Below are 24,556 nucleotides of genomic sequence, written 5' to 3'. Positions count from 1 at the left end.
AATGCGTTACCAGTGCGCACCAAAGGTTGTTCGCAGTTCGTCCAGCGCCACCTGATCCAGCGGTTCAGGCTTGGGATTGCTCATCAGCCAGAGCCGTGCGGTTTCCTCGAGTTCTTCCAGGGCGTAGCTGGCCCTGGAAACCGAACTTTCCCAGACCACCGGCCCCAGCCGTTCGAGCATCACGCCGCGAACGCTGTTGGCCAGCAGCGCGACCTGTTCGGCAACCTTCGGCGAACCGGGTCGCTGGTAGGCAATCAACGGGATATGCCCGACTTTCATGACCTGATACGGCGTCAGCGGCGGCAGAATGTCGTTCGCCTGCCAGACACCGGCCAGCGTCAACGCCACCAGATGGGTGGAGTGGGTATGCACCACGCCGCCGACATTCGGGTTGCGGTCGTAGACCTGGCGATGCAACGCCAGAGTCTTTGAAGGTTTGTCACCGGACACCCATTCACCCGCCAGATTGACCTTGGCGATGGTGGCCGGATCAAGGCGCCCGAGGCAGACATCCGTCGGCGTGATCAACCAGCCGTCATCCAGGCGCGCGCTGATATTGCCGGCGCTGCCGACGGTGTATCCGCGCTGGTAAAGGCTGCGGCCAACCTCACAGATTTCTTCGCGCAGGGCGTTCTCGTTGCTCATTGCACACCTCCGGCCTGGGCGAGTTGGTTCAAGGCTTTACTGAAGAAATCCCGGCCACCGAAGTTGCCCGATTTGAGTGCCAGCGCCAGTGGTTCGTCGGTACTGCTGACCGTCGCTGGAACACCCGGATCGATCTGCGCGCCGATTTGCAGCAGTTGCACGCCCAACGCCTGGACCACAGCGCCCGAAGTTTCTCCGCCGGCAATCACGAAGCGGCGCACGCCGCTCTGGCGCAGACCCTGGGCAATTTCGCCAAAGGCGTTTTCCACCAGACTGCCAGCCTTCTCGACGCCCAATTGCTGTTGCACCGACTTGACCTCCTCCGGTGAGCAGGTGGCGTAGATCAATACGGTTTGCTCGTTATCACGGGCGAAGGCCAAGGCTTGCGCCACCACCGCTTCCCCCGCCGCCAAGGTCAACGGATCAATCCGCAAAGCCGGACGACCGGCTTCGAGCCAGGCCGCCACTTGCCCATTGGTGGCGATCGAAGCACTGCCGGCCAACACCACTTCCCCGCCGGACACCGCCGGAAGTTTCGAGGCGTCGAGATCGCGCAACTTGCCGGCGCGACGGAAGTTTTCCGGCAGGCCCAGGGCCAGCCCCGAGCCACCGGTCAACAACGGCAGATCGGCGCAGGCGCGACCCAGGGTGTACAGATCGCTGTCCGACAAGGCATCGGCAATGGCCATGCCGACACCTTGAGCCCTCAGCTCGGCGATTCGCGCCCGCACCTGCTCAGCGCCACGGGCAATCGTGTCGTAGCGCAACAGGCCGACATTCAGACGGGTCTGCGATTGCAGGACGCGCACCAGATTGGCATCGGTCATTGGCGTCAGCGGATGGTTCTGCATGCCCGACTCGCTGAGCAGTTGATCCTGCACAAACAGATGGCCGCGAAAGATCGTCCGGCCATTCTCCGGGAACGCCGGGCACGCCAGGGTAAAGTCGCTACCCAGTGCGGCCAGCAGTGCTTCGCTGACCTGGCCGATATTGCCGGCCGCAGTGGAGTCGAACGTCGAGCAATACTTGAAAAAAATCTGTTCGCAGCCTTGTTCACGCAGCCAGGCCAGTGCGGCGAGGGACTGCTCGACTGCTTCGGCGACCGGCGTGGTACGCGACTTCAGGGCAATGACGATCGCATCGGCATCAAGCCCGGCCGCCACTTCCGCGCTCGGAATGCCAATGCTTTGCACGGTGCGCATACCGCCGCGCACCAGCATGTTGGCAAGGTCCGTGGCCCCGGTGAAATCGTCAGCGATGCAGCCCAGCAGCGGGCGTGCGGTGGAGTTAGTCATGGGGTGTTCCTCAAACAGGCTCAGGCTTGGCGGTTGGCAATTCGATGCCCGGGAAAATCTTGATGACCGCCGAGTCGTCCTCGCGGCCGAAGCCGGCACTGGATGCCTGCATGAACATCTGGTGAGCGGTGGCCGACAGCGGCAACGGGAATTTGCTGGCCCGGGCGGTATCCAGCACCAGGCCCAGGTCCTTGACGAAAATATCCACGGCGGACAACGGCGTGTAGTCAGCCTTGAGAATGTGCGGCACGCGGTTTTCGAACATCCAGGAATTACCGGCGCTGTGGGTGATCACCTCATACAGCGCATCGGCATCGACCCCTTCACGCAGGCCCAGCGCCATGGCTTCGGCAGAAGCGGCAATATGTACCCCGGCGAGAAGCTGGTTGATGATCTTGACCTTCGAACCCAGGCCATGAACGTCACCCAGGCGATAAACCTTGCCGGCCATGCCAGCCAGGATCGACTCAGCCTTGGCGTAGGCGTCGGCCGGGCCCGAGGTCATCATGGTCATCTCGCCAGCCGCAGCCTTGGCCGCGCCACCGGAAATCGGTGCATCCAGATACAGCAGGCCCAGCGCGGCCAGACGCTGGCCAAGATCCACGGCGTAGGTCGGAGCGACTGTGGCGCAGCCGATCACCAGGCTGCCCGGGCGCAGAGAGGCCACGGCCCCACCCTCACCAAACAATACGGTCTCGGTCTGCTCGGCGTTGACCACCACAGTGATGATCACGTCACACTCAGCGGCCATATGCGACGGTGACAGGCAAGCCACACCACCCTCCCCGGCGAACTGCTCTGTTACGGCAGTACGCACATCACAGGCATGCACATTAAAACCGCTGCGCAACAACGAGCGGGCAATACCCAGCCCCATCGCGCCCAGACCGACTACACCGACATTCTTGTTATTCATGGGGTACTCCAGTGGAAAGCAGCGACTGCCGCCTGCGAGGCACAGACGTTGGCCGCTTTGTGAATAGGGCCAGACAGAATCAGCACCGTGCAGACCAACCAGCCGAAGGGCGCTGTGATTCAGGACGGAACATCAAGGCCATCCTTTTTTTGTCGTGTTATCAGGTTGTCATACCGGATGCTGCAGATCATCTACCAGTGATCGGATTATGTGAAGTATTTTTTACCAATAACATTTTTTAACATTGCCTCACCGCACAGGAACGAGATGGGGTCTCCCTACGGATTACAAGCAGCCAAAAGCAGTCGGGCCGCAAAGAGTGGCTCGTCTTGCGTGATGTGAGAGTGGCTCGAAACACTGGGAACAGGATTAGATCAGCGCGCCTGGTGGTCATGGATACCGGACAGCCGATGACCACTGGCGTGCTCAGGAACAGGTTTTATGAAGCGAGGGAGGTAGTCAGTAGCGAATTGCGGAAAGGATGTTTTGATTGCAGAAAAAACTAAGGGCCTGCATGAGGTATCTCACGCAAGCCCTTGATATTCATGGTGCCCGAAGCCGGAATCGAACCGGCACGCCCTTACGAGCGGGGGATTTTAAGTCCCATGCGTCTACCAGTTTCGCCATTCGGGCGGTAGCGCGGTGAAGCGTTCAGGTTTTGCCAGATAACGATCCGGCAGATCTGACGCTTGTGCAGCAGAGGTGGAAATATATACATCCCGCCCCGGTGAAGCAAGTTCGCAAATACCCTTTTCAAGACTAAATCTTGCAGGCTATTGCAAATAAAAAAGCTACGTAAATCATGGATCTACGAAGATTGTTTATTAGTGGAGGCCGAGGTCGGAATCGAACCGGCGCTGGCCGATTGGCTATCGACCAACAAAGCCAAGTAGATCAATAGGTTAGCATGACATGCATTGCGCAAGCTACTGATTTACAACGAGCTACGTCCAACGGTATTCAACAAGCGGGTTTTAAGCTCTGGAGCCATTTTCCGGTGCTAGCCGCACTCAACCTCATCAAGGTTGTCCTTGGGCCGATGACAGAAAACAGCGAACCATTGGCATATCATCCGCTTTGGTGGGCCGATTGCGCGGACCTCATGATTTTGCATCTCCCCGTTGCAGCGCAATTTTCGACGGTTATGCTGAACTGACCACGAAGAATTCACGATGCCTGACTGAGACCTGCGCCCTTCCCTGCTCTTCAAAATCAATGAAAACCAACTCGTCCCTGGCGATCTCTATTCAAAAAAGCAAGCCCCAAAGATCCCCGCAGTAACGAACCAAACCAATACAACGATTACCGCAGCAAATATGTTGATTGGCCGTTTCACATGGCTTTTCTCCCACTCACTCGCTTTGACCTGACACTCATCGAGCACCTGCGCAGGCATCAAGCGAATAGCGAGCAGAATGCCAAGCGGCAAAATGATCACGTCGTCCAGGTATCCAAGTACAGGAATGAAATCAGGAATGAGGTCGATTGGGCTCAACGCATACGCCACGACAAAAACCGAAATCCATTTGGGTAACCAAGGTGTTTGCGGATGCTGATAGCAAAACCAGAGAACCATGGTTTGCCGTTTTAGCTTTCTGGCCCAGCCACGTAAACGATCAAGTATGCGTTTCATGTCGTAATTGTCAGTACCTTAAGGAGCGTGCGAGCGTAGCGCCTTGGGTGATTGACGGCTATGGGTCGAGGCGGTGTAAAAACCGTCAATGCTGCGTGTCATTCCTTACAGTGCTTCAGTGCTTCACAACCTGGTTTCGTCCAAGTGCCTTGGCGCTATACAGCGCCTGATCTGCAGCTTCGATTAAACCTTGCAATCGGTCCAATCGGGAACCAGCGGCAGCGGCGATCCCTATACTTAGACTCACTTGACCCAATGGGCTGGCTTCGTGGGAAATGCTCTCTTGCTTCAATCGGTCCAGGATGAGTTGCGCCACAATCTGCGCACCATATATGTCCGTATCAGGCATGATTACGGCCATCTCTTCACCACCATATCGCGCCACTAGATCCGATGGTCGACGTACGCACGCCTCCACGATCTTGCCGACACTTTGCAGACAGGCGTCGCCGGCAACATGCCCATAGGAATCGTTGAACAGCTTGAAATAGTCGATGTCAATCATCAGTAGCGCCAAAGACGCCCCCTCTCGCTGTGCTCGTCGCGCCTCCATGGCCAATGTGACATCAAAGTAGCGTCGATTCGCCAAACCGGTTAGGGCATCCTTCATCGCCAGTAGCTCCAGTTGCCGATTCGATGAGAGCAATTGCTGCTGAGTGCCCCTTAACCGACCTTCAACCTTGGTTCGCCGACGGATATCCAGGATCAAAAACCAACCGATGAGACCGGTAAGCCCCAGCAGACCAGACACCACTATTGCCGACAACAGTGCCTCTATTCGCCATGCAGTGAGCGCTTCGCGCCTCCCGATAGCGACGGTAGTTATCAGCGGCAGCTTGTCACTCTTTCGGAACGCATAGAGCCGCTCCACACCGTCCAGGCTGGAGGTAAACGAGGCGGTGCCAACTGTTTGGTCCACAAGATACTTGGCATAGATTGGCGACTTCGAAAAGTTGCGCCCCATGTCCTGCTCGCGGAAGGGATAGCGAACCAGCAATGTACCATCGGTATAGGATAGCCCGATGGCTCCCTCCTGCCCCACGTCGATCTTTCCAAACAGCCGCAGGAAGTTTTCTATTCCCAATGTTACCGCCACCACCCCGGCAAACTCTCCGTGAGCATCATTGAAACGTCGACTGACTGTGATCACCCACTCGTGATTGGAACGGCTTTGGATGGGTGGACCGATAAAGGTCTCACCGGACGGATCGTCGCGATGATGAATGAAATAGGCACGATCACTGCTATTCGCCCCGACCGGAATCGGCCGATTGGAGGACATTAACCAACGTCCCTGATTGTCGTAGATGGTAATACCACTGAGTTGTGGCATCAGAGGCTGCTGCTTACTGACCAGCGCACTTAGCCGCTGGATCTGTATTGGGCCACTACCTTCAGTTTCCAGGCGTTCGACGAGACCGAGCAAAAGCAAGGAACTTTGGCGCACAATGCCTTCGGAGTAGGTTGCCAGTGCCTGGGTAAGATTCAATCCGTGGACGCTCACGTCCTCCAACACCCGATCTCGGGAGGCCAGCACCTTCCAGACAGTCAGCGATGCCAGAGAACAGCAGATAACCAACAGCAAAAGCACAACCAGGCGGGTATCACGCTTCACGTCTCTACCTTATGGAAAGTCCGGTTTTCCGTTCCAGTTGCTGTTGGAGCAAGGCCATAACGGCAACTGCTTATTCTCGTCCTGAATAAGAATACAAGCAGTGACGCATAGTTGCAGCAACAGATTATGGCGTCTCAAGACAACGACTCTCATCAGTCAAAAACCACCAAATCAATTCGAACTATTCACAGGACAATTTTTCAACACCAGTATGGTGTCACCAAACCAACGCCATCCTTGATTCAGAAATAGGTTGACCTATGACCGTCTCATTGAATACTCAAATACCTCACTAATTATTTGTATTTATCAAAAGGGGTATCCATCAAGAATTCGCCAATGGAGAACATCATGAAAATCAGCGAAATCATGAGCCGCGAAGTACGCACTGTAACGCCTTCGACCACCTTGCGTGAGGCCGCCGAAATCATGCGGCAGGCAGATATTGGTGCTTTGGTGATTAATGACAACGATAGAATGAGCGGCGTCATAACCGACCGCGACATTGTCATTCGGGGCGTGGCAGATGGCTTGGACTTGTCTACCCATATCAACGCTCTCATGAGCGACGATGTGTGCTTTTGCTACGACGATGAAGAGGTCGATCACGTAGCCAAGAACATGGCACAGATCGAAAAACGCCGACTACCAGTCGTCAATCGGGATAAACGCTTGGTAGGCATAATCTCGCTAGCCAATATCGCTACGTGTAACACCGATAAACTTAGCGCCAATTTGCTCCGCAGTGTTGCGCAAGCACATTGATACCCAATACTTTCGGCATTTTGCAAGCCGGTGAAGTTTGCCGCCTATCCAGGTAATGATGGGAGTAAATATAGAAAGCAAGACCTTTACTGTATGGACAAACAGATTGCAGGACTGCAGCGTTTCATGTATGAAAAAAGAGCCTTGGCGGGACTTGCAGGGAGCATCTGCAGGGACCGCGACCGGGCCGGATGTTGATGCATCCAGTCCGGTCGCTCTTCTTGTCCTGATACTTGGTCGCCACCGCCTTGTGCGCATTGCGATCGCCCAGACGGAAGTGCCAGCAGCTGACATCGCCGCTCACACAATCAATAGCCGATCATCATGATCTCCTCCATTTAAAACATTGATTCAACATGAATGCAGCGTGCACTCCGTGCTCAACTTGCGAATACCGATTCCTGAGTCTTTTCTGACCCGTGCAATTTGGTCTCACGCATATCCTGAAGCGGACGAGAAGGTTCGGGCGGCCGCCAGGGGGGGAGATGCGGGATCATAAATGGAGAGTCCGAGTGGAGCTCGCTCAGTCTCGCTGCCAGTGTTCGCATCCCGCCGGACCAGCTCGGCGGCGTCGAAGTCATATTCCCAGTGGCCTGCCTCATTCCACTTGTGGAGAAAGAAGGTATAAAACGGCACAAACAGTCCCTGGCTCGGCTCTGCGTATTGCAGCCCGAACACGTACTCGGGCTGGTCCTTCATTTCACGACCACTATGGCAATGCTGGACCCAGGCAAGGTCGTCGAGGACGACAACCTTCCAGAACGGGTCGTGGTCGTAGAACTTCAGCGAAACTTTCTTTCCACTTCTGCGGCACTCATTCAGGAACGCAATGCTGGCGGCAAGCTCCTCTTGAAAGGTCAGGGTCGTAATTTCCTCTGGAAGTGAGTCGACTCGCCTGCGTGCTGCTTCGCTGAGCGGATTAAGCAGCATGACGCGGATTTCATACGCCGTCGCGAAGACGCCCTTCAACAAGCTATCCGGTGCAGTCAGGGTTTCGTATCCCGTGAGAGAAAGGATGGAGGCGTCACGCGCCGCCGGTAAAGAGCGGACCAGATTCCGTTCCTGAAGGCTCGAAAGCCATCCCTTGCGAGGATGCCTCGTGAAGAGCAGAGAGGCCATCTTCGCGCTTGTCAAACGATGGCGGTTGTCCCATGCGCGCTTGCACAGATAGAACAGAACCATCAAGGTTGAGGCCATCGCGATTTCTGTTGCAAGCAGCAGATTGGCGTTCAACTCCACGCGCGGCCACCATACATAGAGGATGTACCGCGCAGCACCCGGCGTGGCAAACGCTATGGCCATTGCGAGCAAGGTGATGACGCCATGTGATACGACCTGCTGCAGCACGGCTAGAAAGTCGTGTTCTTTGCTGATTGGTTCCATGGGGTACTACTCCCATTTGGTGATGATTGCCAACAGGAAAAATAATTTGATAGCAGGGACTTGGCTAAACGCTCCAACATGCGGCGCATGATGGCAAGTTCATGGTTCTTGTCGTAGAAGGCGTAGGCTCCCGCTTTTGTAAAGTACTTCCAATGTGTCGGATCCGCGCAATTGCTGACCACTATGACTTTGGTCAGCGGATACTCGGCTGCGACCACACGCAATACTTCCATGGCATTACCGTCGCTGAGGTTGATGTCCAGCAAGACGACATCGGGTGGTTCATGCCGGATGGCGCCGATGGCGGTCGATGCGCGATGGAACACCCCGGCAAGTGACAGCCCCGCGATCGGCGGCGACAGCGTGCGCCGCAGCGCTCGCACGACGTTCGAATCCTCAACGACAAACAGGCGCAAAGGGCCTGGATCTCTGGCTGGCATCAGCGCAGTCAATGGTTCTGTGTTGGTGACCTGCATGATTTCACCTCACTTTTTTGACATGGCGATACAAGACGCTGATAGAAGACGACTCCATTCAGCGAACGAAATTTTGCGCAGGGGTAAATATGCTTAAGCAGAATGGAGCCCACTATCGACGTTAACAGGACGTTTTTGTGGAGATATCGGCCAAGCGCTTGTAGTGATTCCCACTACAGGCAGGCTGGATCAGGACGATTCAATGATGCCCGGGCGTTTACCGCAGAGTGCGGAGAACGGGTGGGAACACTTTTTTGAAGACGATAAAAAACCCCGTAGATCACTGATCTACGGGGTTGTTTAGAGTGGAGGCCGAGGTCGGAATCGAACCGGCGTAGGCGGATTTGCAATCCGCTGCATAACCATTTTGCTACTCGGCCTCAAAACATCTGCTGTCAGTAGCGCGACATCAAATGCGTACAAACTTGGAGCGGGAAACGAGACTCGAACTCGCGACCCCGACCTTGGCAAGGTCGTGCTCTACCAACTGAGCTATTCCCGCGTCTTGGTGTGGCGCATTCTATAGAATCCAGAAGCCCCGTCAACCCTTTGATTCAAAAAAGTTTTATTTCTTTTCAACGTCGGTCTTCAGATGTGGCCAGGCAGCCCGCAAGTACTGGACCATCGACCACAAAGTCAGGCCAGCCGACACCATCAGCAAGGTGTAGCCCAGCAAGACCCAGAAACTGAAATCCTTGGGATTGGCCAGCAGGATCACCAGCGCCAGCATTTGCGCGGCGGTTTTCCATTTGCCCAGGTTCGACACGGCAACGTGGGCACGAGCGCCCAGTTCGGCCATCCATTCGCGCAGTGCCGAGACGACAATCTCGCGACCGATGATCACGGCAGCCGGCAGCGTGAGCCACAGGTTTCCGTGTTCCTGCACCAACAGGACCAATGCAACCGCAACCATCAGCTTGTCGGCAACCGGATCGAGGAAAGCCCCGAACGGTGTGCTTTGTTCCAGACGGCGGGCCAGATACCCGTCCAGCCAGTCGGTCGCGGCAGCGAATGCGAAGACCGAGGCGGAGGCCAGGTAACTCCATTGGTAAGGCAGGTAGAACAGCAAAATGAAGATCGGTATGAGCAGAACGCGTAGAACGGTAATCAGATTAGGGATATTCATCGGCACAACTGGCTACGAGGTGAGGGGGCATTCTACTCGCTGTGCAGATTTGCATAAATCAACTCTGCGAGCTTTTTACTGATCCCGGGGGCTTTGGCAATTTCTTCGATGCTTGCACGAGACAGCTCCTGCAATCCACCAAAATGTTTCAACAAATCACGCCGACGTGTAGGTCCGACGCCGGCGATGCCTTCCAGTGTAGACGTTCGGCGGGTTTTTCCACGCCGCGCGCGGTGCCCGGTTATGGCAAACCGGTGGGCTTCGTCGCGAATCTGCTGGATCAGGTGCAGCGCGGGAGAATCACCGCGCAAGGTAAACTCATGCGCAGCGTCGTTCAGGTACAGGGTTTCGAAACCGGCCTTGCGCGTCGCACCTTTCGCCACGCCCAACAGAATGAGATCAGGCACGGCCAATTCATCGAGCACGTCGCGGGCCATGGACAACTGACCTTTACCGCCGTCCACCAACAGGATATCCGGCAGCTTGCCCTCCCCGTCCTTCAGTTTGCTGAAGCGTCGGGTCAACGCCTGGTGCATCGCCGCGTAATCATCGCCGGCCGTAACGCCCTCGATGTTGTACCGGCGGTAATCGGCCTTGATCGGGCCTTCGGGGCCGAAGACCACGCAGGACGCCACCGTCGCCTCGCCGCTGGAGTGACTGATGTCGTAGCACTCAAGCCGCTGTGGAGGCTCATCCAGTTTCAGCACCTCGGCCAGCGCATCGAAGCGTGCCGTAATGTGCTGACGGTTCGCCAGACGCGCACTCAGTGCCTGCTCGGCATTGGTCACCGCCAATTGCTGCCAGCGCGCCCGCGTGCCCCGCACGCGATGGCTGATGGTCAGTTCACGACCGCGCAACTCGTCGATGGCGGCGATCAGTGTGGGAAAGTCATCATGGACCACGTTGACGATCAACTCGCTGGGCAAGTCGCGTTCAGGGCTGCTGATGAAGTACTGGCCGAGAAACGCTGCCATGACTTCACTGACGTCTTCCTCAATACCGACCTGAGGGAAGAAGTTCTTGCTTCCCAGTACCCGCCCGCCCCGCACGCTGATCAAGTGAACACAGGCACCGCCCGGGTTGACGAAGGCGGCAACCACATCGACGTCCCCGGTCCCGCCTTCCATGCTCTGTTGATCCTGGACCCGGCGCAGTAACGCAATCTGGTCCCGCAACTCGGCTGCTCGTTCGAATTCGAGATTGATCGCCGCCTCTTCCATCCCGGCGGACAACTCGTCAGTGAGCGCATTGCTGCGCCCTTCAAGAAACATCACCGAATGGCGCACATCCTCGGCGTACACCTGGGGTTCCACCAGCCCGACGCAGGGCGCCTTGCAGCGTTTGATCTGGTATTGCAGGCAAGGGCGCGTGCGGTTCTTGTAAAAACTGTCTTCGCATTGGCGAACGAAAAACGTCTTTTGCAGCAGGCTCAGGCTTTCGCGGATCGCACCGGCACTCGGGTAAGGCCCGAAGTACTTGCCTTTGGCCTTTTTCGCACCACGATGAATGCTCAGGCGCGGAAACTCTCCGTCGGAGAGAAAGACGTAGGGGTAGGACTTATCGTCGCGCAGCAGGATGTTATAGGGCGGGCGCCATTCCTTGATCAGCGTCTGCTCAAGCAGCAAGGCCTCGGTTTCATTGGCGGTGATCGTCGTCTCGACCTGAGCGATACGCGCTACCAGTGCGGCGGTCTTGGGGGCAAGCCCGGTCTTGCGAAAGTAACTCGACAGACGATTCTTGAGGTTCTTCGCCTTGCCGACGTAGAGCAACCGCGCTTCGCTGTCGAACATGCGGTACACGCCGGGGCGCCCGCTAACGGTCGACAGAAAGGCGCTCGGATCAAAGGTGTCGTTCATTTTCAGAGGCTGGCGTCGACCATGCCATGACGAACCGCCAACAGCGTCAACTCGACATCACTGCTGATCGAAAGCTTTTCGAAGATGCGGTAACGGTAGGTGTTCACGGTTTTCGGGGACAGGCACAATTTGTCGGAAATGATCTGTACTTTCTGGCAACCGACGATCATCAGCGCGATCTGGATTTCCCGCTCCGACAAGGCATCGAAAGGCGAATCATTGGTGGGCTGGAAGGACTTGATCGCCAGTTGCTGGGCAATTTGCGGGCTGATATAGCGTTGCCCGGCAAACACCAGGCGGATGGCCTGGACCATTTCCGGCAAACCTGCCCCTTTGGTCAGGTAACCTGCCGCACCGGCCTGCAACAGCCGCGTAGGAAACGGGTCCTCTTCACACACGGTCACCGCGACGACCTTGATATCCGGATGACTACGCAATAATTTGCGAGTCGCTTCAAGACCGCCGATACCCGGCATCTTGACGTCCATCAACACCACATCGGGTTTCAGCTCGCGCGCCTTGATCAGGGATTCCTCACCCGACTCGGCCTGGCCGACTACTTGCAGGCCATCGATGTCAGCCAGCATTCGTGTAATGCCTGTACGAACGAGATCATGGTCATCGACTACTAGCACCCTAATCAAGCAGACACCTCGCGATATGGTCTTATTGGTTGCCAGACACCTTAGCAAAAAGCATCTGGCAGACCTAGCGGAAAGCGTCAGATTAAAAGTTTCAATTCATCTTGAAAGGCTTGTCGCAAGCGTGTCGCAGCGATCCAGGCCGGGGATATCCAGCTGCATCCTCAGGAAACACTCGTCCTTGCCCACCACCCTCAATCCCTTGCGCTCGTACAACGCTTGCGCCGGGTTGTTTTCGAAAACCGTCAGGCGCAACGCCGGGCGCCGCTCCTGGCGCGCCAGAGCCAGTACCTGATCGATCGCCCAGGATCCAGCACCCTGCCCACGAAACGCTTCGACGAATAGAGAGCGCCGTCGTTGGCCGATAGTATTTTCTGATTGAATCTGCGTACCTGCCTCTAGTAAGCTCGGACCATCCATCGGAGACAGACCATGTTCAACGCCCTCTTACAGCTTCGTACCGACAGCGCCCTGCGCTCGGTTGCGGCTGCCCGGGTGAACGACGGTTGTGCTCCGGTCAGCTTTTATTTTGGGTATTGGTTTAGCCACTGGCGCGCCTGATACCCACACGGCGCCCACTTTAAACGGGTCGCCACCAGAGAATTCTCAACCCCCGGTCGGCCTCCCGACCGGGGGTTTTGTTTTTTCAGCCCCAACACATTTAACGACACACCAGACATTCAGAGGATTCAGAACATGAACTACGCCACTTATTACCGCTACGACAGTTTTACCGCCTGGCGATTTACCACCCTCCGCTCGGGACAGCCTGCCGCCTCCGATCGGTCACCCACAGGTGGCAAGCACACACACGCAGCCAATCCGGCCAATTGTCGAACACCCCAGTAGGGCCGAGCGCGCGGGCACGAACCCGCCGCCAGCCCAGGAAGCCTTGAATATGAACTCGTCCGTCTCTGCACTGCCGCTGTCCACCTTGAGCCCTGCCAATGAAGCGCTGACCCTGCGCCTGCCCAGCTCATTGCAACTCAAACAGCAATTGCCCCTCAGCAGCGCCCTGACCCGGCAAGTCACCGCCCACCGCCAGGCGGTTCGCGCGATCCTCAACGGTGAAGATTCCCGCTTGTTGGTCATCGTCGGCCCCTGCTCGATACACGATCCGGAATCAGCCCTCGAATACGCCGGTAACCTTGCCCGCCTCGCCGCCGAAGTCAGCGACGAAATGCTGCTGGTGATGCGCGCCTACGTCGAAAAGCCCCGCACCACGGTTGGCTGGAAAGGCCTGGCCTACGACCCGCACCTCGATGGCAGCGATGACATGGCTGCCGACCTGACGCTGTCCCGCGAGCTGATGCGCGAAATGCTCCGCCTGGGCCTGCCCGTCGCCACCGAACTGTTGCAACCGATGGCGGCCGGTTACTTCGACGACCTGCTGAGTTGGGTGGCGATTGGCGCACGCACGACGGAGTCGCAGATCCATCGGGAAATGGCCAGCGGCCTGGGCATGCCGGTAGGGTTCAAGAACGGGACAGATGGCGGTGTCGGTGTCGCCAGCGACGCCATGCTCTCCGCCGCCCATCCCCATCGCCATTTCGGTGTCGATAGCCAGGGACATCCGGCGATCATTCAAACCCCGGGCAATGCGGACACACACCTGGTATTGCGCGGCGGCCATCACGGGCCGAACTACGACAGCGCCAGCGTCGCCCAGGTGAACAGCGACCTGACCAGGTTGAAGATTCCGGCTCGAATCATGGTCGATTGCAGTCACGCCAACAGCGGCAAAAACCCGTTGCGCCAGCCAGCCGTTTTCAACGATGTACTTGAACAACGCCTGCAAGGTGATCGTTCGCTGATCGGCATGATGATCGAGAGTCATTTGTTCGAAGGCTGCCAGCCGCTGGGTTCGACGCTGCAATACGGCGTGTCGGTAACCGATGGTTGCCTTGGTTGGGCCGAGACAGAACAACTGTTGCTTGAAGCAGCAGACCGGCTGCGAGCGTCAAACAACGCCTGATCATCGGCATCCTCCGTGCGCCCTCCAGCCTTCATGGAAAGACTGGAGGGCAAATGGTAAATCAATGCCCCAACAGGGACTGCACTTGAACCAGTGTCACCCCCGATTGCTGACGGGTGCCGTCAAGGCGCTGGACTGAACAGGAAACACGGATCGCGCAATCTCGATGTTCCCTCCAGAACGGGTAGGGAACGATGAACACCAACGGCTCTCCCGCGGTGTCCCTGGTTATTTCACGGTCGTCACCGTGATTAAATTTCTCCCCGTCGCATGTCAGGTAAATCCGTTCTCCTTTTTCAGCCCCGGGGTTTTCGATGACGACGGTCACGCCATCCTGCGCATCATGCAGATCCACCCAACCTTCGTCGGCTTCCAGCACAGCGGGTGCTTGCAGTGGTCGCCGCTCCAGGATGCCAATCATCAGTGCCGTTACTTCAGAATAACGAGGCCCCTGCCCTGCCTGCTTGACGCAATAGTCGACGGACACGCAAGAGCCCAGATTGAGCGCAATGCACTCTGGACTGACCCAGAACGACAGTTCGTCCCCCACAGCGAAAGCCTCGACCTTGAGAGCATCACTGAAGCTTGCTTCGACCGTAACCCCCGCCCAGGTCAGCAACACCCAGTCGCCCGCCGCCATGCGCGCATAGGGTTTGATCGTAACGATCGCCCCTTCCTTCACCCGATCCGGATCAAGCGTTCGACCCACCGTATCGCCCACCGTCGCGGGCAACAGGTCGCATTGCACATCACCGACACTCAACTGCAAACGATGGGAGTGCACCGGCCCGGTAAATCGAGTGCTCGTGAGTGAGTAACCGATGTCCAGTGAACCGCCCTCAAGCGCAGCGATATGTGCGCACCCCACGGCAAAAATCATGTCCTCGCCAACCCGTTCCTCACTGACAAAACGCGCAACCTGATGATTGTGAGCGAAGCCATCGGCATCCAGCCCCGCCCAATTCAATAGCAGTTTGTCGCCGCAGGTCATGCCGGGATATGGCCGGACCCTGATGACGGCTTTTATGTCAGAGGGGTTCAGAACGCCATTTTGCGCCTGCTCAAGCATGGGAGGTGGTAATGGTTGCTGCGCGAGATTCGAGGTGTCGGGTTCATAAACAGTCATTCATTCGCTCCATTCCCTGGAATAAACACCGGTCAGTTGGCCGGCTCCGGACGGTTATTTAACCCCATGGCAAACAGTCGCGATGTCGGCCTCTCACTCTGGTCCGCTCGGAAAGTCGATACATGCAAAGTAGGTCTTTGATCAGTAGCAACCTGATTGGCGCGAAAAGTCCTCAAACTATTCCGACCAAGGCTTCAGCCACCCTTGAGCATTCGCACTTGTTCTATTCCGTTTTCCGCAAGTTTCGGCGGACTTTTCATACATCGCGCCAACCTCGAGTGTTTTAGAGTGAAGCGCCATGCAGTCCCAATGAACTTCTGCGTAAAGGTATGAACATGCAAAGGAATGCAAGCACCTGTTATCCAATCCTGCTGGTCCACGGCCTTTTCGGCTTCGAAAGAATCGGCAAATTCGAGCTCTTTCACGACATCAGGCAGGCGCTGAGGAACGCCGGAGCGAGGGTGTTCGTCCCCCACTTGTCGGCCGTCCATGACAACGAGGTACGCGGAGACCAATTGCTCGCACAGATCGAGCGGGTACTGGAGGGAACCGGTGCACGCAAAGTCAACCTCATAGGCCATAGCCAGGGCGCACTGACCGCACGTTATGCCGCAGCGATTGCGCCACACAGCGTGGCGTCGGTCACCTCCGTCAGCGGGCCGAACCATGGTTCGGAACTGGCCGATTTCCTGCGCAAGGCATTGACACCGGGTGACCTGCCGGAACATGTGGCCGAGACGGTGGTAACCTTGTTCGCCGACTTCCTCGCGACATTAAGCGACCACCAGTATCAACCGCGCAGCGCCATTGCCGCCCTCAATGCGCTGACCACCGAAGGCGTACGCGCATTCAACGACAAATACCCGCAAGGACTGCCCACCACCTGGGGTGGCAAGGGCTGCGAACAGGTCAACGGTGTTCGTTACTACTCGTGGAGCGGCGTGCTGTTGCCGAATGTTCTCGAAGAAGGGCTCTATGCGCTCGATCCGCTCAACGCCTTCTGCCGGGCCCTTTCCGGTTATTTCGTCACGGAAAGCGAGCAGAACGACGGTTTGGTCGGTCGTTTCAGTTCCCACCTGGGCACGGTTATCCGGTCCGACTATGCGCTGGATCATCTGGACACCATTGGCCAGCCGGCCGGTCAGTTGCGCACAGGTGTCGACCCGGTTGAACTGTATGTCCAGCATGCCAGACGCCTGAAGGACGCCGGCCTTTGAGGTCCCGCCTGCCGTGGATCCCGCGCGGAACGGAACTTTGAGGAGAAATAGCTCACTGAATCCGGTAGGCTCAGCACTTTATCGAGTATTGAAAGGAGTATCTTCCCATGGCTAAAGCCACTGCCCGTCACATCCTTGTTGCCTCCGAAGCCAAGTGCAACGAACTCAAGGCCCAAATCGAGGCTGGCGCCGATTTCGCCGAAGTTGCCAAGGCAAACTCCACTTGCCCATCCAGCCGCCAGGGCGGTGACCTGGGTTCGTTCGGTCCGGGCCAGATGGTCAAGGAATTCGACACCGTGGTCTTCAGCGCACCGCTCAACGTGGTCCAGGGCCCGGTCAAGACCCAGTTCGGTTTCCACCTGCTGGAAGTGACCAGCCGTCAGGACTGATTGACGCCTGAGCTATTCACACGACGGCCCGCCTATTGGTGGGCCGTTGTGTTTGTGATGCGCAATACGGCTGGCGAGGGACGCGCCGCTAGCGTACAAATTGTCGTTAACGACCACCCGGCTCTAAGGCTGACAATGCGACTGGCTTTCCCTACCTTGCTGTTCACGGCCGTGGCCCTGTTGATGGGTACCCCGGGTGTGCATGCGGCACCGCAACCGTCAATGACCGTATACGGCGAACCGGCGAAATACCCTGCCGGCTTCAGTCATTTCGCCTACACCAACCCGCAGGCCCCCAAGGGCGGCACGATGCGACGCTCGGCGATCGAAATCGGTCAGTTCGACCATGTCTTGCCTTACATCGACAAAGGCATCGGCGTTACACAGATCGACGGCTTGCTCTATTCACCGCTGGCCCAACGCTCCCTGGACGAGCCTTACACCGTGTACGGCCTGGTGGCGGAGAAGATGGAGCGCTCCGAGGACGGCCTGTCCCTGCGCTTTTACCTCAACCCCAAGGCACGTTTTGCCGATGGTAAACCCATTACCGCCCAAGACGTGCGATACACCTTCGACCTGCTGATGACCCAGGGCAGCCTGCGCTACCGCACCCAGTTCGCCGACGTCAAAAGCGTCGACGTGGAATCGCCACTGACCGTGCGTTTTGATTTCAAGAACAACGAAAACCGCACCCTGCCCCTGGATATCGCGACCCTGCCCGTGTTTCCCGAACACTGGTGGAAGAGCCGCGATTTCGCCGGTGGCGGTGGTTATGAAGCGCCGTTGGGCAGCGGCCCCTATAAGGTCGGCAAGATCGATTCGGGGCGCAGCATCACCTTCGAGCGCAATCCCGACTGGTGGGGCAAGGACCTGCCGGTCAGCCGTGGCCTGTACAACTTCGATCATTTCAGCATCGAGTACTTCGGCGATACCGACGTGGCGCGCCAGGTCCTGCGCGGGGGCGCCTATGACTACAATCGCGAATTTTCCGCCACCGGCTATTCCATCGGCTACGACAGCCCTGCCCTGAGCGACGGGCGCCTGCAAAAGGCCCACCTCGCCACCGAGGCGCCGCAGCCATCCCAGGGGTTTGTCTTCAACCTGCAAAAACCCATGTTCCAGGACCGTCGCGTGCGCCAGGCGCTGGCGATGCTGTGGGACTTCGAATGGAGCAACCGGCAGATGATGCGCGACATGTACATCCGCCAGCAGAGCTTCTTTTCCAATACCGACCTCGCCGCCCGGCAACTACCGGATGCCGGTGAGCTGGCGATTCTCGAACCGTTGCGCGGACAGATTCCCGATGAAGTCTTCACCCAGGTGTTCGAGGCGCCGAAGACCGACGGCAGCGGCGTGATTCGCGACAAGCAACTGCAAGCCCTGGACTTGCTCGAACAGGCCGGCTGGAAACCCGATGGCGACCAACTGGTCAATGCCGCCGGCGAGTCGCTGAGCTTCACCTTCCTGGTCAGCCAGAACGGCATGGACCGCCTGCTGTTGCCCTATAAACGCACGTTGAAACAGATCGGCATCGACCTGAACATCCGTCGTATCGACTCGTCCCAGTATGTCAATCGCCTGATGAGCCGCGACTACGACATGATCGTCACCGGCTACCCGGTCACCACCTCTCCAGGAGGTGAACTGGTCAATTATTTCGGCTCGGCGGCGGCTACCGACCCAGGCTCCAACAACTACATGGTGTTGAAGAACCCGGCGGTGGACACCCTGATCACCGGGCTGATCCGCGCCAATACTCAGGCTGACATGTTGCACTACGCCCATGCCCTGGACCGGGTACTGCAATGGAATTACTACTGGATTCCCAACTATTACCCACCGGGCACCTCGACGGTGTGGTGGAACCGCTTCGGTATCCCGAACGTACAGGCGAGCAATGACGAAGCCATCGAAAGCTGGTGGGAAATGAGCACCACGCCATTGACCAACCAACAGATGACGGCCGAGCGTATCAGCCGTGGCAAACCCGGAGGGCCGCACTGATGTGGGCTTACATATTGCGGCGTCTGCTGTTGATCATTCCGACCCTGGTGATCATTCTCCTGGTCAACTTTGTCATCGTCCAGGCCGCGCCGGGCGGGCCGGTGGAACAGGCCATCGCGCACCTGCAAGGCATTGGCGGCGCCGCGGTTGGCGGCGGTTCCGGCGACTCCATGAGCGGCAAGTCCCGCTCCAGCCGCGGGCTCGATCCGCAGCTGATCAAGGACATTGAAAAACAGTACGGCTTCGACAAACCGGCACACGAACGCCTCTGGCTGATGCTCACCAGCTACGCGCGCCTGGACTTCGGCAAGAGCTTCTTCCGCGGCGCCACCGTCACCGACCTGATCCTCGAAAAAATGCCCGTGACCCTATCCCTCGGGCTCTGGGCGACGCTGATCACCTACCTCGTGTCGATTCCCCTGGGCATCCGCAAGGCCGTGCACCATGGCAGCCATTTCGACATCTGGAGCAGTACCGCGATCATCATCGGCTATGCCATGCCGGCGTTCCTGTTTGCGATGTTTCTGATCGTGGTCTTTGCCGGCGGCACTTCGCTGAACTGGTTTCCGGTTCGCGGGTTGGTCTCGGACAACTTCGAATCGCTGTCGACCCTTGGCAAGGTGGCCGACTACTTCTGGCATCTGGTGTTGCCTGTGACCTCGCTGGTGATCGGCGGATTCGCCACACTGACCATCCTGACCAAGAACTCGTTCCTCAATGAAATCACCCGCCAGTACGTGGTCACTGCCCGGGCCAAAGGCTTGAGTGAACGACGGGTGCTCTACGGACACGTGTTCCGCAACGCCATGCTACTGGTGGTGTCGGGCATTCCCCAGGCGTTCATCAGTGTGTTTTTTGCCGGCTCCCTGCTGATCGAGGTGATCTTCTCCCTCGACGGCCTGGGCCGCATGAGCTACGAAGCGGCGGTATCCCGGGACTATCCGGTGGTGTTCGGCTCGCTGTTCATCTTCACCCTGTTCGGCCTTCTGATAAAACTGGTCGGCGACCTCTGCTACACCCTGGTCGACCCGCGTATCGACTTCGCCGCGAGGAACGCCTGATGCTCAAGCTTTCACCGCTGGCGCGTCGCCGCTTCGAACGCTTCAAGAAAAACCGTCGGGGCTGGTGGTCGCTGTGGCTGTTTATCGGTCTGTTCGCATTGACCCTGGGCGGCGAGTTGATCGCCAACGACAAGCCGCTGATGGTCAGCTATCAGGGCCAGTGGTACTTCCCGGTCTTCAAGCGCTACACCGAACAGGCCTTCGGCGGGCACCTGCCGTTCCAGGCCGACTACCGCAGCGACTACGTGCAGAAACTGATCAAGAAGGATGGCGGCTGGTTGCTGTTTCCACCGATTCCGTTCAGTGACGACACACCCAACTACGACCTGAACACGCCCGCCCCCAGCCCGCCCTCTGGCGTCAATTGGCTGGGCACCGACGACCAGGCGCGGGACGTTCTGGCCCGGGTGATCTTCGGTGCCCGGGTGTCGATCCTGTTTGCCTTGATGCTGACCTTTGTCAGTGCCCTGATCGGCATCGCGGCCGGGGCTCTGCAAGGCTATTACGGCGGCTGGGTGGACTTGCTCGGCCAGCGTCTGCTGGAGGTGTGGTCGGGGTTGCCGGTGCTGTACCTGCTGATCATCCTGTCGGGCTTCGTCGAGCCGAATTTCTGGTGGCTGCTGGGGATCATGGCGCTGTTTACCTGGCTGGCCCTGGTGGACGTGGTGCGCGCCGAGTTCCTGCGCGGGCGCAACCTGGAATACGTCAAGGCCGCCCGCGCGCTGGGCCTGACCGACCGCAAGGTGATCGTGCGGCACATTCTGCCCAACGCCATGAACGCGACCTTGAGCTACTTGCCGTTCATTCTGACCGGGGCGATTTCCACCCTGACGGCGCTGGACTTCCTCGGTTTCGGCATGCCTGCGGGCAGCGCTTCACTGGGCGAACTGATCGGCCAGGGCAAGCAGAACCTGCAAGCGCCGTGGCTGGGCCTGACGGCGTTTTTCACCCTGGCGCTGATTCTTTCTTTACTGGTGTTCATTGGCGAAGCGCTACGCGACGCTTTTGATCCGCGGTCTTGACCCGCGTTCTTGATTCGGAATGTTGAAATGATCAACCTGATCGAAATCCGTGACCTCAGCGTGGCCTTCAGTGGCCAGACCGTGGTGCGCAATCTGTGCCTGGACATCCGCCCCGGCGAATGCCTGGCGCTGGTGGGTGAGTCGGGCTCGGGCAAGTCGGTGACGGCCCACTCGATCCTGCAATTGCTCCCGCAAACCGATACCGAGACGACGGGCAGCATCCGCTATCGCGGTCAGGAACTGGTGGGCGCCGATACCGGCAAGTTGCGACAACTGCGCGGCAATCGCATCGCGATGATCTTCCAGGAGCCGATGACCTCCCTCAACCCGCTGCACAGCATTGAAAAACAGATCGGCGAAACCTTGCTGGTGCACAAAGGCCTGGCGGGCAAAGCGGCGCAAGCGCGGATCCTCGAATTGCTGCACCTGGTGGGCATCCAGAAACCCGAGGAACGTCTCAAGGCCTATCCCCATCAATTGTCCGGCGGACAGCGCCAGCGGGTGATGATCGCCATGGCCCTGGCGTGCGAACCGGAACTGCTGATTGCCGACGAACCGACCACCGCACTGGATGTGACGGTGCAGCGCAAGATCCTGCTGCTGCTCAAATCCCTGCAACAGCGCCTGGGCATGTCGCTGCTGCTGATCAGCCATGACCTCAATCTGGTGCGCAGCATCGCTCAGCGGGTGTGCGTGATGAAGGCTGGGGAAATCGTCGAGCAGGCGCCTTGCGAAACACTGTTCACCGAACCCAAACACCCTTACAGCTGCGTATTGCTGCACGCCGAACCCGAGGGCGAAGCCTTACCCCGGGACGAGCGCGAAAACGTACTGGAGGTGGACAACCTGCAGGTGCGGTTTCCCGTCGGTGGCGGCCTGTTTCAGCGCAAGACCTGGTTGCGGGCCGTGGATGGCATCAGCCTGAACATTCAGCGCGGCAAGACCCTTGGCATCGTCGGCGAGTCCGGTTCGGGCAAGTCCACCCTGGGTCAGGCGATTCTGCGCTTGCTCGACTCCGAAGGCGGCATCCGCTTTCAAGGCCAGGCGCTGGATGGCCTGACGCAAAAACAGCTACGGCCGTGGCGCAAGAAGATGCAGGTGGTGTTCCAGGACCCCTTCGGCAGCCTCAGCCCGCGAATGTCGGTCGCGCAGATCATCAGCGAAGGCCTGGAAGTGCACAGCCAGTTGAGCACTGAAGAGTGCAATGCCGAAGTGATCCGGGCACTGAGCGAAGTCGGCCTTGACCCGCAAAGTCGCCATCGCTATCCCCACGAGTTCTCCGGTGGTCAGCGTCAGCGCATCGCCATCGCCCGGGCGCTGGTGCTCAAGCCAGCGCTGATCCTGCTCGACGAACCGACCTCGGCGCTGGACCGCACGGTGCAAAAACAAGTGGTCGCCCTGCTCCGCCAGCTTCAGGAAAAATACGGTTTGACCTATCTGTTCATCAGCCATGACCTGGCTGTGGTGCGCGCCCTGGCCCACGACATGATCGTGATCAAGGACGGCAAAGTGGTGGAGCGCGGCGCCAGCCATGAGGTGTTTGACTCACCACAGCATCCGTACACCAAGGAGCTGTTGGCGGCGGCGATGTTGGGGCAGGCATAATCTGGTCGTTAGACCGCATCGCAGCCATCGCGAGCAGGCTCGCTCCCACAGGGGATTTGTGAACGACGCAGATCAACTGTAGGAGCGAGCCTGCTCGCGAAAAGGCCGGCACAGGCAATACACAACCAGGATCATGTACCGATGAACACCACCGAAAGCCTCAAGGACTACCAGCGCGTTCGCCTGCTGGCGATCCGTTCGTTGTTCGAAATCATCGAGCAATCGAGTGAAGGCACGGTGATTGTCGACCGCGATGCCAACATCGTCTGGATGAATGAGCGATACGCCCGGCGCTTCGGCCTGCCGTCGGCCGAAGTCGCGATCGGCAAGCCCTGTGAAAGCGTGATCCCCGGCAGCCTGCTGCGTGAAGTGGTGCGCACCGGCCGGCCGATTCTGCTGGATATGCAGGACACCCCCAAAGAGCCGCTGGTCGTCATGCGCCTGCCGATTCACGACGATGCCGGCGTGGTGATCGGCGCCATCGGTTTTGCCCTGTTCGACGAGTTGCGCAGTCTGTCGCCGATGCTCAAGCGCTACATGAGCATGCAGGAAGAACTGGCCTCCACCCGCTCGCTGCTGCGGGCGCGGCAGACCAAATACAACTTCGCCCACTTCATCGGCACCAGCGCCGCCAGCCTGGAAGTCAAGCGCCGCGCCCGGCGCAGTGCGAGCACCGAATCGCCGGTGTTGCTGCTCGGCGAAACCGGCACCGGTAAGGAACTGCTGGCCCAGGCGATCCACAATGCCTCGCCCCGCGCGCACAAGGCGTTTGTGAGCATCAACAGCGCGGCGATTCCCGAATCGTTGCTGGAGGCCGAATTCTTCGGCACCGCCCCGGGCGCGTTTACCGGTGCCGACCGCAAGGGCCGCGCCGGCAAATTGCAGATCGCCCAGGGCGGCACACTGTTCCTCGACGAAATCGGCGACATGCCGCTGCCCCTGCAGAGCAAACTGCTGCGAGTGTTGCAGGAAAAGGAATTCGAACCGGTGGGCTCCAACGAAGTGATCCAGAGCGATGTACGGGTGATCGCCGCGACCTCTACGGACCTGGAAGCGGCCATCAAACGCGGCGAATTCCGCGCCGACTTGTACTACCGGCTCAACGTGCTGCCGATCCAGGTCCCGCCCCTGCGCGACCGCCTCGATGACGTGCCGGCGCTCAGCGAAGCCATTCTCGAAGAACTGCGCAGCCAGCATGAACTGCACCACGAAGCCCTGGAACTGTTGGGCCAACACGCCTGGCCGGGAAACATCCGGGAACTGCGCAACGTGCTGGAGCGGGCCGCGCTGCTCAGCGATGACTTGCGCCTGACGACAGCGGATATCCGAGCGGCGATTGGTACATTCACACCGGTGGAACGCGAGGCACCCTTGACCATCGAACCGCTTGCCCATGAGACATTCAGCGCGGCGCGGGAGCGGTTTGACCGGCAGCTGATCGAAGCGACCCTCGCGCAATGCGGGGGCAAGGTGGTTGATGCGGCGGCGCAGCTGGGGCTTGGGCGGTCGACGTTGTACAAGAAGATGGCGGCGTTGGGGATCGCAGAGTCTCCATAAAGAGACATGCATCTCCATTGTTAGACAGACCTTCGCGAGCAGGCTCGCTCCCACAGGAGATGGCGCTCTACCGATCAACTCGGTCAACTGTGGGAGCGAGCCTGCTCGCGATGAGGCCAGCACTAGCGCCAGAAATCTCAGATTAGAGACAAAACATTCAAACTCAGCCCACAACAATCAACTATATCCTTATATTTCAACAACTTAACAAGATGGCACAAAACTCGCTATACGCCTCTCCTACCAGGT

The 24,556-nt window shown here is 58.3% G+C and carries 21 protein-coding genes, 3 tRNA genes and 1 pseudogene; 10 read left to right on the top strand and 15 right to left on the bottom strand.

Annotated features, from left to right (window positions below; translation table 11 throughout):
• Window positions 1-6: 6 nt before the first annotated feature.
• The 6 genes from otnC to AC3ITA_RS12630 form a co-directional block, all read right to left on the bottom strand.
• On the bottom strand, window positions 7-645 hold the full coding sequence (otnC, locus tag AC3ITA_RS12655; protein ID WP_095945037.1) for a 3-oxo-tetronate 4-phosphate decarboxylase: 639 nt from the start codon (window positions 643-645) through the stop codon (window positions 7-9).
• Complete coding sequence (gene otnK / locus AC3ITA_RS12650) at window positions 642-1,940, bottom strand: 3-oxo-tetronate kinase (RefSeq protein ID WP_150673977.1); 1,299 nt, start codon at window positions 1,938-1,940, stop codon at window positions 642-644. The genes otnC and otnK overlap by 4 nt, the downstream gene beginning before the upstream one ends.
• A 10-nt stretch (window positions 1,941-1,950) precedes the next feature.
• On the bottom strand, window positions 1,951-2,856 hold the full coding sequence (gene ltnD / locus AC3ITA_RS12645) for an L-threonate dehydrogenase (RefSeq protein ID WP_095945035.1): 906 nt from the start codon (window positions 2,854-2,856) through the stop codon (window positions 1,951-1,953).
• 546 nt (window positions 2,857-3,402) lie between these two features.
• Window positions 3,403-3,489, bottom strand: a tRNA-Leu gene (locus AC3ITA_RS12640).
• A gap of 610 nt (window positions 3,490-4,099) precedes the next feature.
• On the bottom strand, window positions 4,100-4,489 hold the full coding sequence (locus AC3ITA_RS12635) for a YkvA family protein (RefSeq protein ID WP_489280489.1): 390 nt from the start codon (window positions 4,487-4,489) through the stop codon (window positions 4,100-4,102).
• Between the two features lie 115 nt (window positions 4,490-4,604).
• Window positions 4,605-6,104 (bottom strand): sensor domain-containing diguanylate cyclase, encoded by a 1,500-nt coding sequence (locus AC3ITA_RS12630; RefSeq protein ID WP_489280488.1) that lies wholly within the window; start codon window positions 6,102-6,104, stop codon window positions 4,605-4,607.
• A 351-nt stretch (window positions 6,105-6,455) separates the two neighbouring features.
• Here AC3ITA_RS12630 and AC3ITA_RS12625 point away from each other — a divergent pair, with 351 nt between their 5' ends.
• A complete protein-coding gene (locus tag AC3ITA_RS12625) occupies window positions 6,456-6,869 on the top strand; it encodes a CBS domain-containing protein (RefSeq protein WP_150673985.1) in 414 nt (137 codons plus the stop codon).
• Window positions 6,870-7,301: 432 nt separating this feature from the next.
• Here the strand turns inward: AC3ITA_RS12625 and AC3ITA_RS12620 are convergent, their stop codons facing one another.
• The 8 genes and pseudogenes from AC3ITA_RS12620 to AC3ITA_RS12585 all read right to left on the bottom strand — a co-directional run.
• Window positions 7,302-8,252, bottom strand: coding sequence for a hypothetical protein (locus tag AC3ITA_RS12620; RefSeq protein WP_141249977.1), 951 nt, complete (start codon window positions 8,250-8,252; stop codon window positions 7,302-7,304).
• Window positions 8,219-8,728, bottom strand: a complete 510-nt coding sequence (locus AC3ITA_RS12615) for a response regulator (RefSeq protein WP_489280487.1) — start codon at window positions 8,726-8,728, stop codon at window positions 8,219-8,221. The genes AC3ITA_RS12620 and AC3ITA_RS12615 overlap by 34 nt, the downstream gene beginning before the upstream one ends.
• Before the next feature lie 306 nt (window positions 8,729-9,034).
• Window positions 9,035-9,108: transfer RNA gene (locus tag AC3ITA_RS12610), tRNA-Cys, on the bottom strand.
• 46 nt (window positions 9,109-9,154) lie between these two features.
• Window positions 9,155-9,230, bottom strand: a tRNA-Gly gene (locus AC3ITA_RS12605).
• Between the two features lie 63 nt (window positions 9,231-9,293).
• Entirely contained in the window at window positions 9,294-9,854 is a 561-nt protein-coding gene (gene pgsA / locus AC3ITA_RS12600) for a CDP-diacylglycerol--glycerol-3-phosphate 3-phosphatidyltransferase (RefSeq protein WP_007992985.1), read from the bottom strand.
• A 32-nt stretch (window positions 9,855-9,886) separates the two neighbouring features.
• On the bottom strand, window positions 9,887-11,710 hold the full coding sequence (gene uvrC, locus AC3ITA_RS12595; RefSeq protein ID WP_150673990.1) for an excinuclease ABC subunit UvrC: 1,824 nt from the start codon (window positions 11,708-11,710) through the stop codon (window positions 9,887-9,889).
• A gap of 2 nt (window positions 11,711-11,712) precedes the next feature.
• On the bottom strand, window positions 11,713-12,354 hold the full coding sequence (gene gacA / locus AC3ITA_RS12590; RefSeq protein WP_032829778.1) for a response regulator transcription factor GacA: 642 nt from the start codon (window positions 12,352-12,354) through the stop codon (window positions 11,713-11,715).
• A 96-nt stretch (window positions 12,355-12,450) separates the two neighbouring features.
• Window positions 12,451-12,690, bottom strand: a pseudogene (locus AC3ITA_RS12585) (GNAT family N-acetyltransferase); the annotation flags it as partial.
• Window positions 12,691-12,783: 93 nt separating this feature from the next.
• On the opposite strand from AC3ITA_RS12585, the gene AC3ITA_RS12580 reads away from it, so the two are divergent.
• Both AC3ITA_RS12580 and AC3ITA_RS12575 read left to right on the top strand, forming a co-directional pair.
• A complete protein-coding gene (locus AC3ITA_RS12580) occupies window positions 12,784-12,912 on the top strand; it encodes a hypothetical protein (RefSeq protein ID WP_489280486.1) in 129 nt (42 codons plus the stop codon).
• Window positions 12,913-13,249: 337 nt separating this feature from the next.
• Entirely contained in the window at window positions 13,250-14,326 is a 1,077-nt protein-coding gene (locus AC3ITA_RS12575) for a 3-deoxy-7-phosphoheptulonate synthase (protein ID WP_489280485.1), read from the top strand.
• Between the two features lie 61 nt (window positions 14,327-14,387).
• On the opposite strand, the gene AC3ITA_RS12570 is transcribed toward AC3ITA_RS12575, so the two are convergent.
• Window positions 14,388-15,452, bottom strand: coding sequence for a hypothetical protein (locus AC3ITA_RS12570; RefSeq protein ID WP_489280484.1), 1,065 nt, complete (start codon window positions 15,450-15,452; stop codon window positions 14,388-14,390).
• Between the two features lie 335 nt (window positions 15,453-15,787).
• On the opposite strand from AC3ITA_RS12570, the gene AC3ITA_RS12565 reads away from it, so the two are divergent.
• The 7 genes from AC3ITA_RS12565 (at window position 15,788) to AC3ITA_RS12535 (ending at window position 24,307) form a co-directional block, all read left to right on the top strand.
• Window positions 15,788-16,669, top strand: coding sequence for an esterase/lipase family protein (locus tag AC3ITA_RS12565; protein ID WP_095941924.1), 882 nt, complete (start codon window positions 15,788-15,790; stop codon window positions 16,667-16,669).
• Window positions 16,670-16,776: 107 nt separating this feature from the next.
• The gene (locus AC3ITA_RS12560; RefSeq protein ID WP_008051985.1) at window positions 16,777-17,058 is read left to right on the top strand and encodes a peptidylprolyl isomerase; all 282 of its coding nucleotides are present in this window, start codon (window positions 16,777-16,779) and stop codon (window positions 17,056-17,058) included.
• Window positions 17,059-17,193: 135 nt separating this feature from the next.
• Window positions 17,194-19,062, top strand: a complete 1,869-nt coding sequence (locus AC3ITA_RS12555) for an extracellular solute-binding protein (protein WP_489280482.1) — start codon at window positions 17,194-17,196, stop codon at window positions 19,060-19,062.
• Window positions 19,062-20,123 (top strand): microcin C ABC transporter permease YejB, encoded by a 1,062-nt coding sequence (locus AC3ITA_RS12550; RefSeq protein ID WP_150673994.1) that lies wholly within the window; start codon window positions 19,062-19,064, stop codon window positions 20,121-20,123. Before AC3ITA_RS12555 ends, AC3ITA_RS12550 begins: the two co-directional genes overlap by 1 nt.
• A complete protein-coding gene (locus AC3ITA_RS12545) occupies window positions 20,123-21,145 on the top strand; it encodes an ABC transporter permease (RefSeq protein ID WP_172435287.1) in 1,023 nt (340 codons plus the stop codon). The genes AC3ITA_RS12550 and AC3ITA_RS12545 overlap by 1 nt, the downstream gene beginning before the upstream one ends.
• A gap of 27 nt (window positions 21,146-21,172) precedes the next feature.
• Window positions 21,173-22,750 (top strand): ABC transporter ATP-binding protein, encoded by a 1,578-nt coding sequence (locus AC3ITA_RS12540; protein ID WP_489280480.1) that lies wholly within the window; start codon window positions 21,173-21,175, stop codon window positions 22,748-22,750.
• Window positions 22,751-22,891: 141 nt separating this feature from the next.
• Complete coding sequence (locus AC3ITA_RS12535) at window positions 22,892-24,307, top strand: sigma-54 interaction domain-containing protein (protein ID WP_489280479.1); 1,416 nt, start codon at window positions 22,892-22,894, stop codon at window positions 24,305-24,307.
• Window positions 24,308-24,556 lie beyond the last annotated feature (249 nt).

This window comes from Pseudomonas sp. GL_090, from assembly GCF_057837765.1.
Note: the sequence above shows the minus strand (reverse complement) of the source record. Positions and strands in the feature narration are given on the sequence as shown.

What these genes read in the sequence shown, in the direction of transcription:
- otnC (WP_095945037.1), bottom strand. Translation starts at nt 645, where the DNA reads ATGAGCAACGAGAACGCCCTGCGCGAAGAAATCTGTGAGGTTGGCCGC.
- otnK (WP_150673977.1), bottom strand. Translation starts at nt 1,940, where the DNA reads ATGACTAACTCCACCGCACGCCCGCTGCTGGGCTGCATCGCTGACGAT.
- ltnD (WP_095945035.1), bottom strand. Translation starts at nt 2,856, where the DNA reads ATGAATAACAAGAATGTCGGTGTAGTCGGTCTGGGCGCGATGGGGCTG.
- AC3ITA_RS12635 (WP_489280489.1), bottom strand. Translation starts at nt 4,489, where the DNA reads ATGAAACGCATACTTGATCGTTTACGTGGCTGGGCCAGAAAGCTAAAA.
- AC3ITA_RS12625 (WP_150673985.1), top strand. Translation starts at nt 6,456, where the DNA reads ATGAAAATCAGCGAAATCATGAGCCGCGAAGTACGCACTGTAACGCCT.
- AC3ITA_RS12620 (WP_141249977.1), bottom strand. Translation starts at nt 8,252, where the DNA reads ATGGAACCAATCAGCAAAGAACACGACTTTCTAGCCGTGCTGCAGCAG.
- AC3ITA_RS12615 (WP_489280487.1), bottom strand. Translation starts at nt 8,728, where the DNA reads ATGCAGGTCACCAACACAGAACCATTGACTGCGCTGATGCCAGCCAGA.
- pgsA (WP_007992985.1), bottom strand. Translation starts at nt 9,854, where the DNA reads ATGAATATCCCTAATCTGATTACCGTTCTACGCGTTCTGCTCATACCG.
- uvrC (WP_150673990.1), bottom strand. Translation starts at nt 11,710, where the DNA reads ATGAACGACACCTTTGATCCGAGCGCCTTTCTGTCGACCGTTAGCGGG.
- AC3ITA_RS12580 (WP_489280486.1), top strand. Translation starts at nt 12,784, where the DNA reads ATGTTCAACGCCCTCTTACAGCTTCGTACCGACAGCGCCCTGCGCTCG.
- AC3ITA_RS12575 (WP_489280485.1), top strand. Translation starts at nt 13,250, where the DNA reads ATGAACTCGTCCGTCTCTGCACTGCCGCTGTCCACCTTGAGCCCTGCC.
- AC3ITA_RS12570 (WP_489280484.1), bottom strand. Translation starts at nt 15,452, where the DNA reads ATGACTGTTTATGAACCCGACACCTCGAATCTCGCGCAGCAACCATTA.
- AC3ITA_RS12565 (WP_095941924.1), top strand. Translation starts at nt 15,788, where the DNA reads ATGCAAAGGAATGCAAGCACCTGTTATCCAATCCTGCTGGTCCACGGC.
- AC3ITA_RS12560 (WP_008051985.1), top strand. Translation starts at nt 16,777, where the DNA reads ATGGCTAAAGCCACTGCCCGTCACATCCTTGTTGCCTCCGAAGCCAAG.
- AC3ITA_RS12555 (WP_489280482.1), top strand. Translation starts at nt 17,194, where the DNA reads ATGCGACTGGCTTTCCCTACCTTGCTGTTCACGGCCGTGGCCCTGTTG.
- AC3ITA_RS12550 (WP_150673994.1), top strand. Translation starts at nt 19,062, where the DNA reads ATGTGGGCTTACATATTGCGGCGTCTGCTGTTGATCATTCCGACCCTG.
- AC3ITA_RS12545 (WP_172435287.1), top strand. Translation starts at nt 20,123, where the DNA reads ATGCTCAAGCTTTCACCGCTGGCGCGTCGCCGCTTCGAACGCTTCAAG.
- AC3ITA_RS12540 (WP_489280480.1), top strand. Translation starts at nt 21,173, where the DNA reads ATGATCAACCTGATCGAAATCCGTGACCTCAGCGTGGCCTTCAGTGGC.
- AC3ITA_RS12535 (WP_489280479.1), top strand. Translation starts at nt 22,892, where the DNA reads ATGAACACCACCGAAAGCCTCAAGGACTACCAGCGCGTTCGCCTGCTG.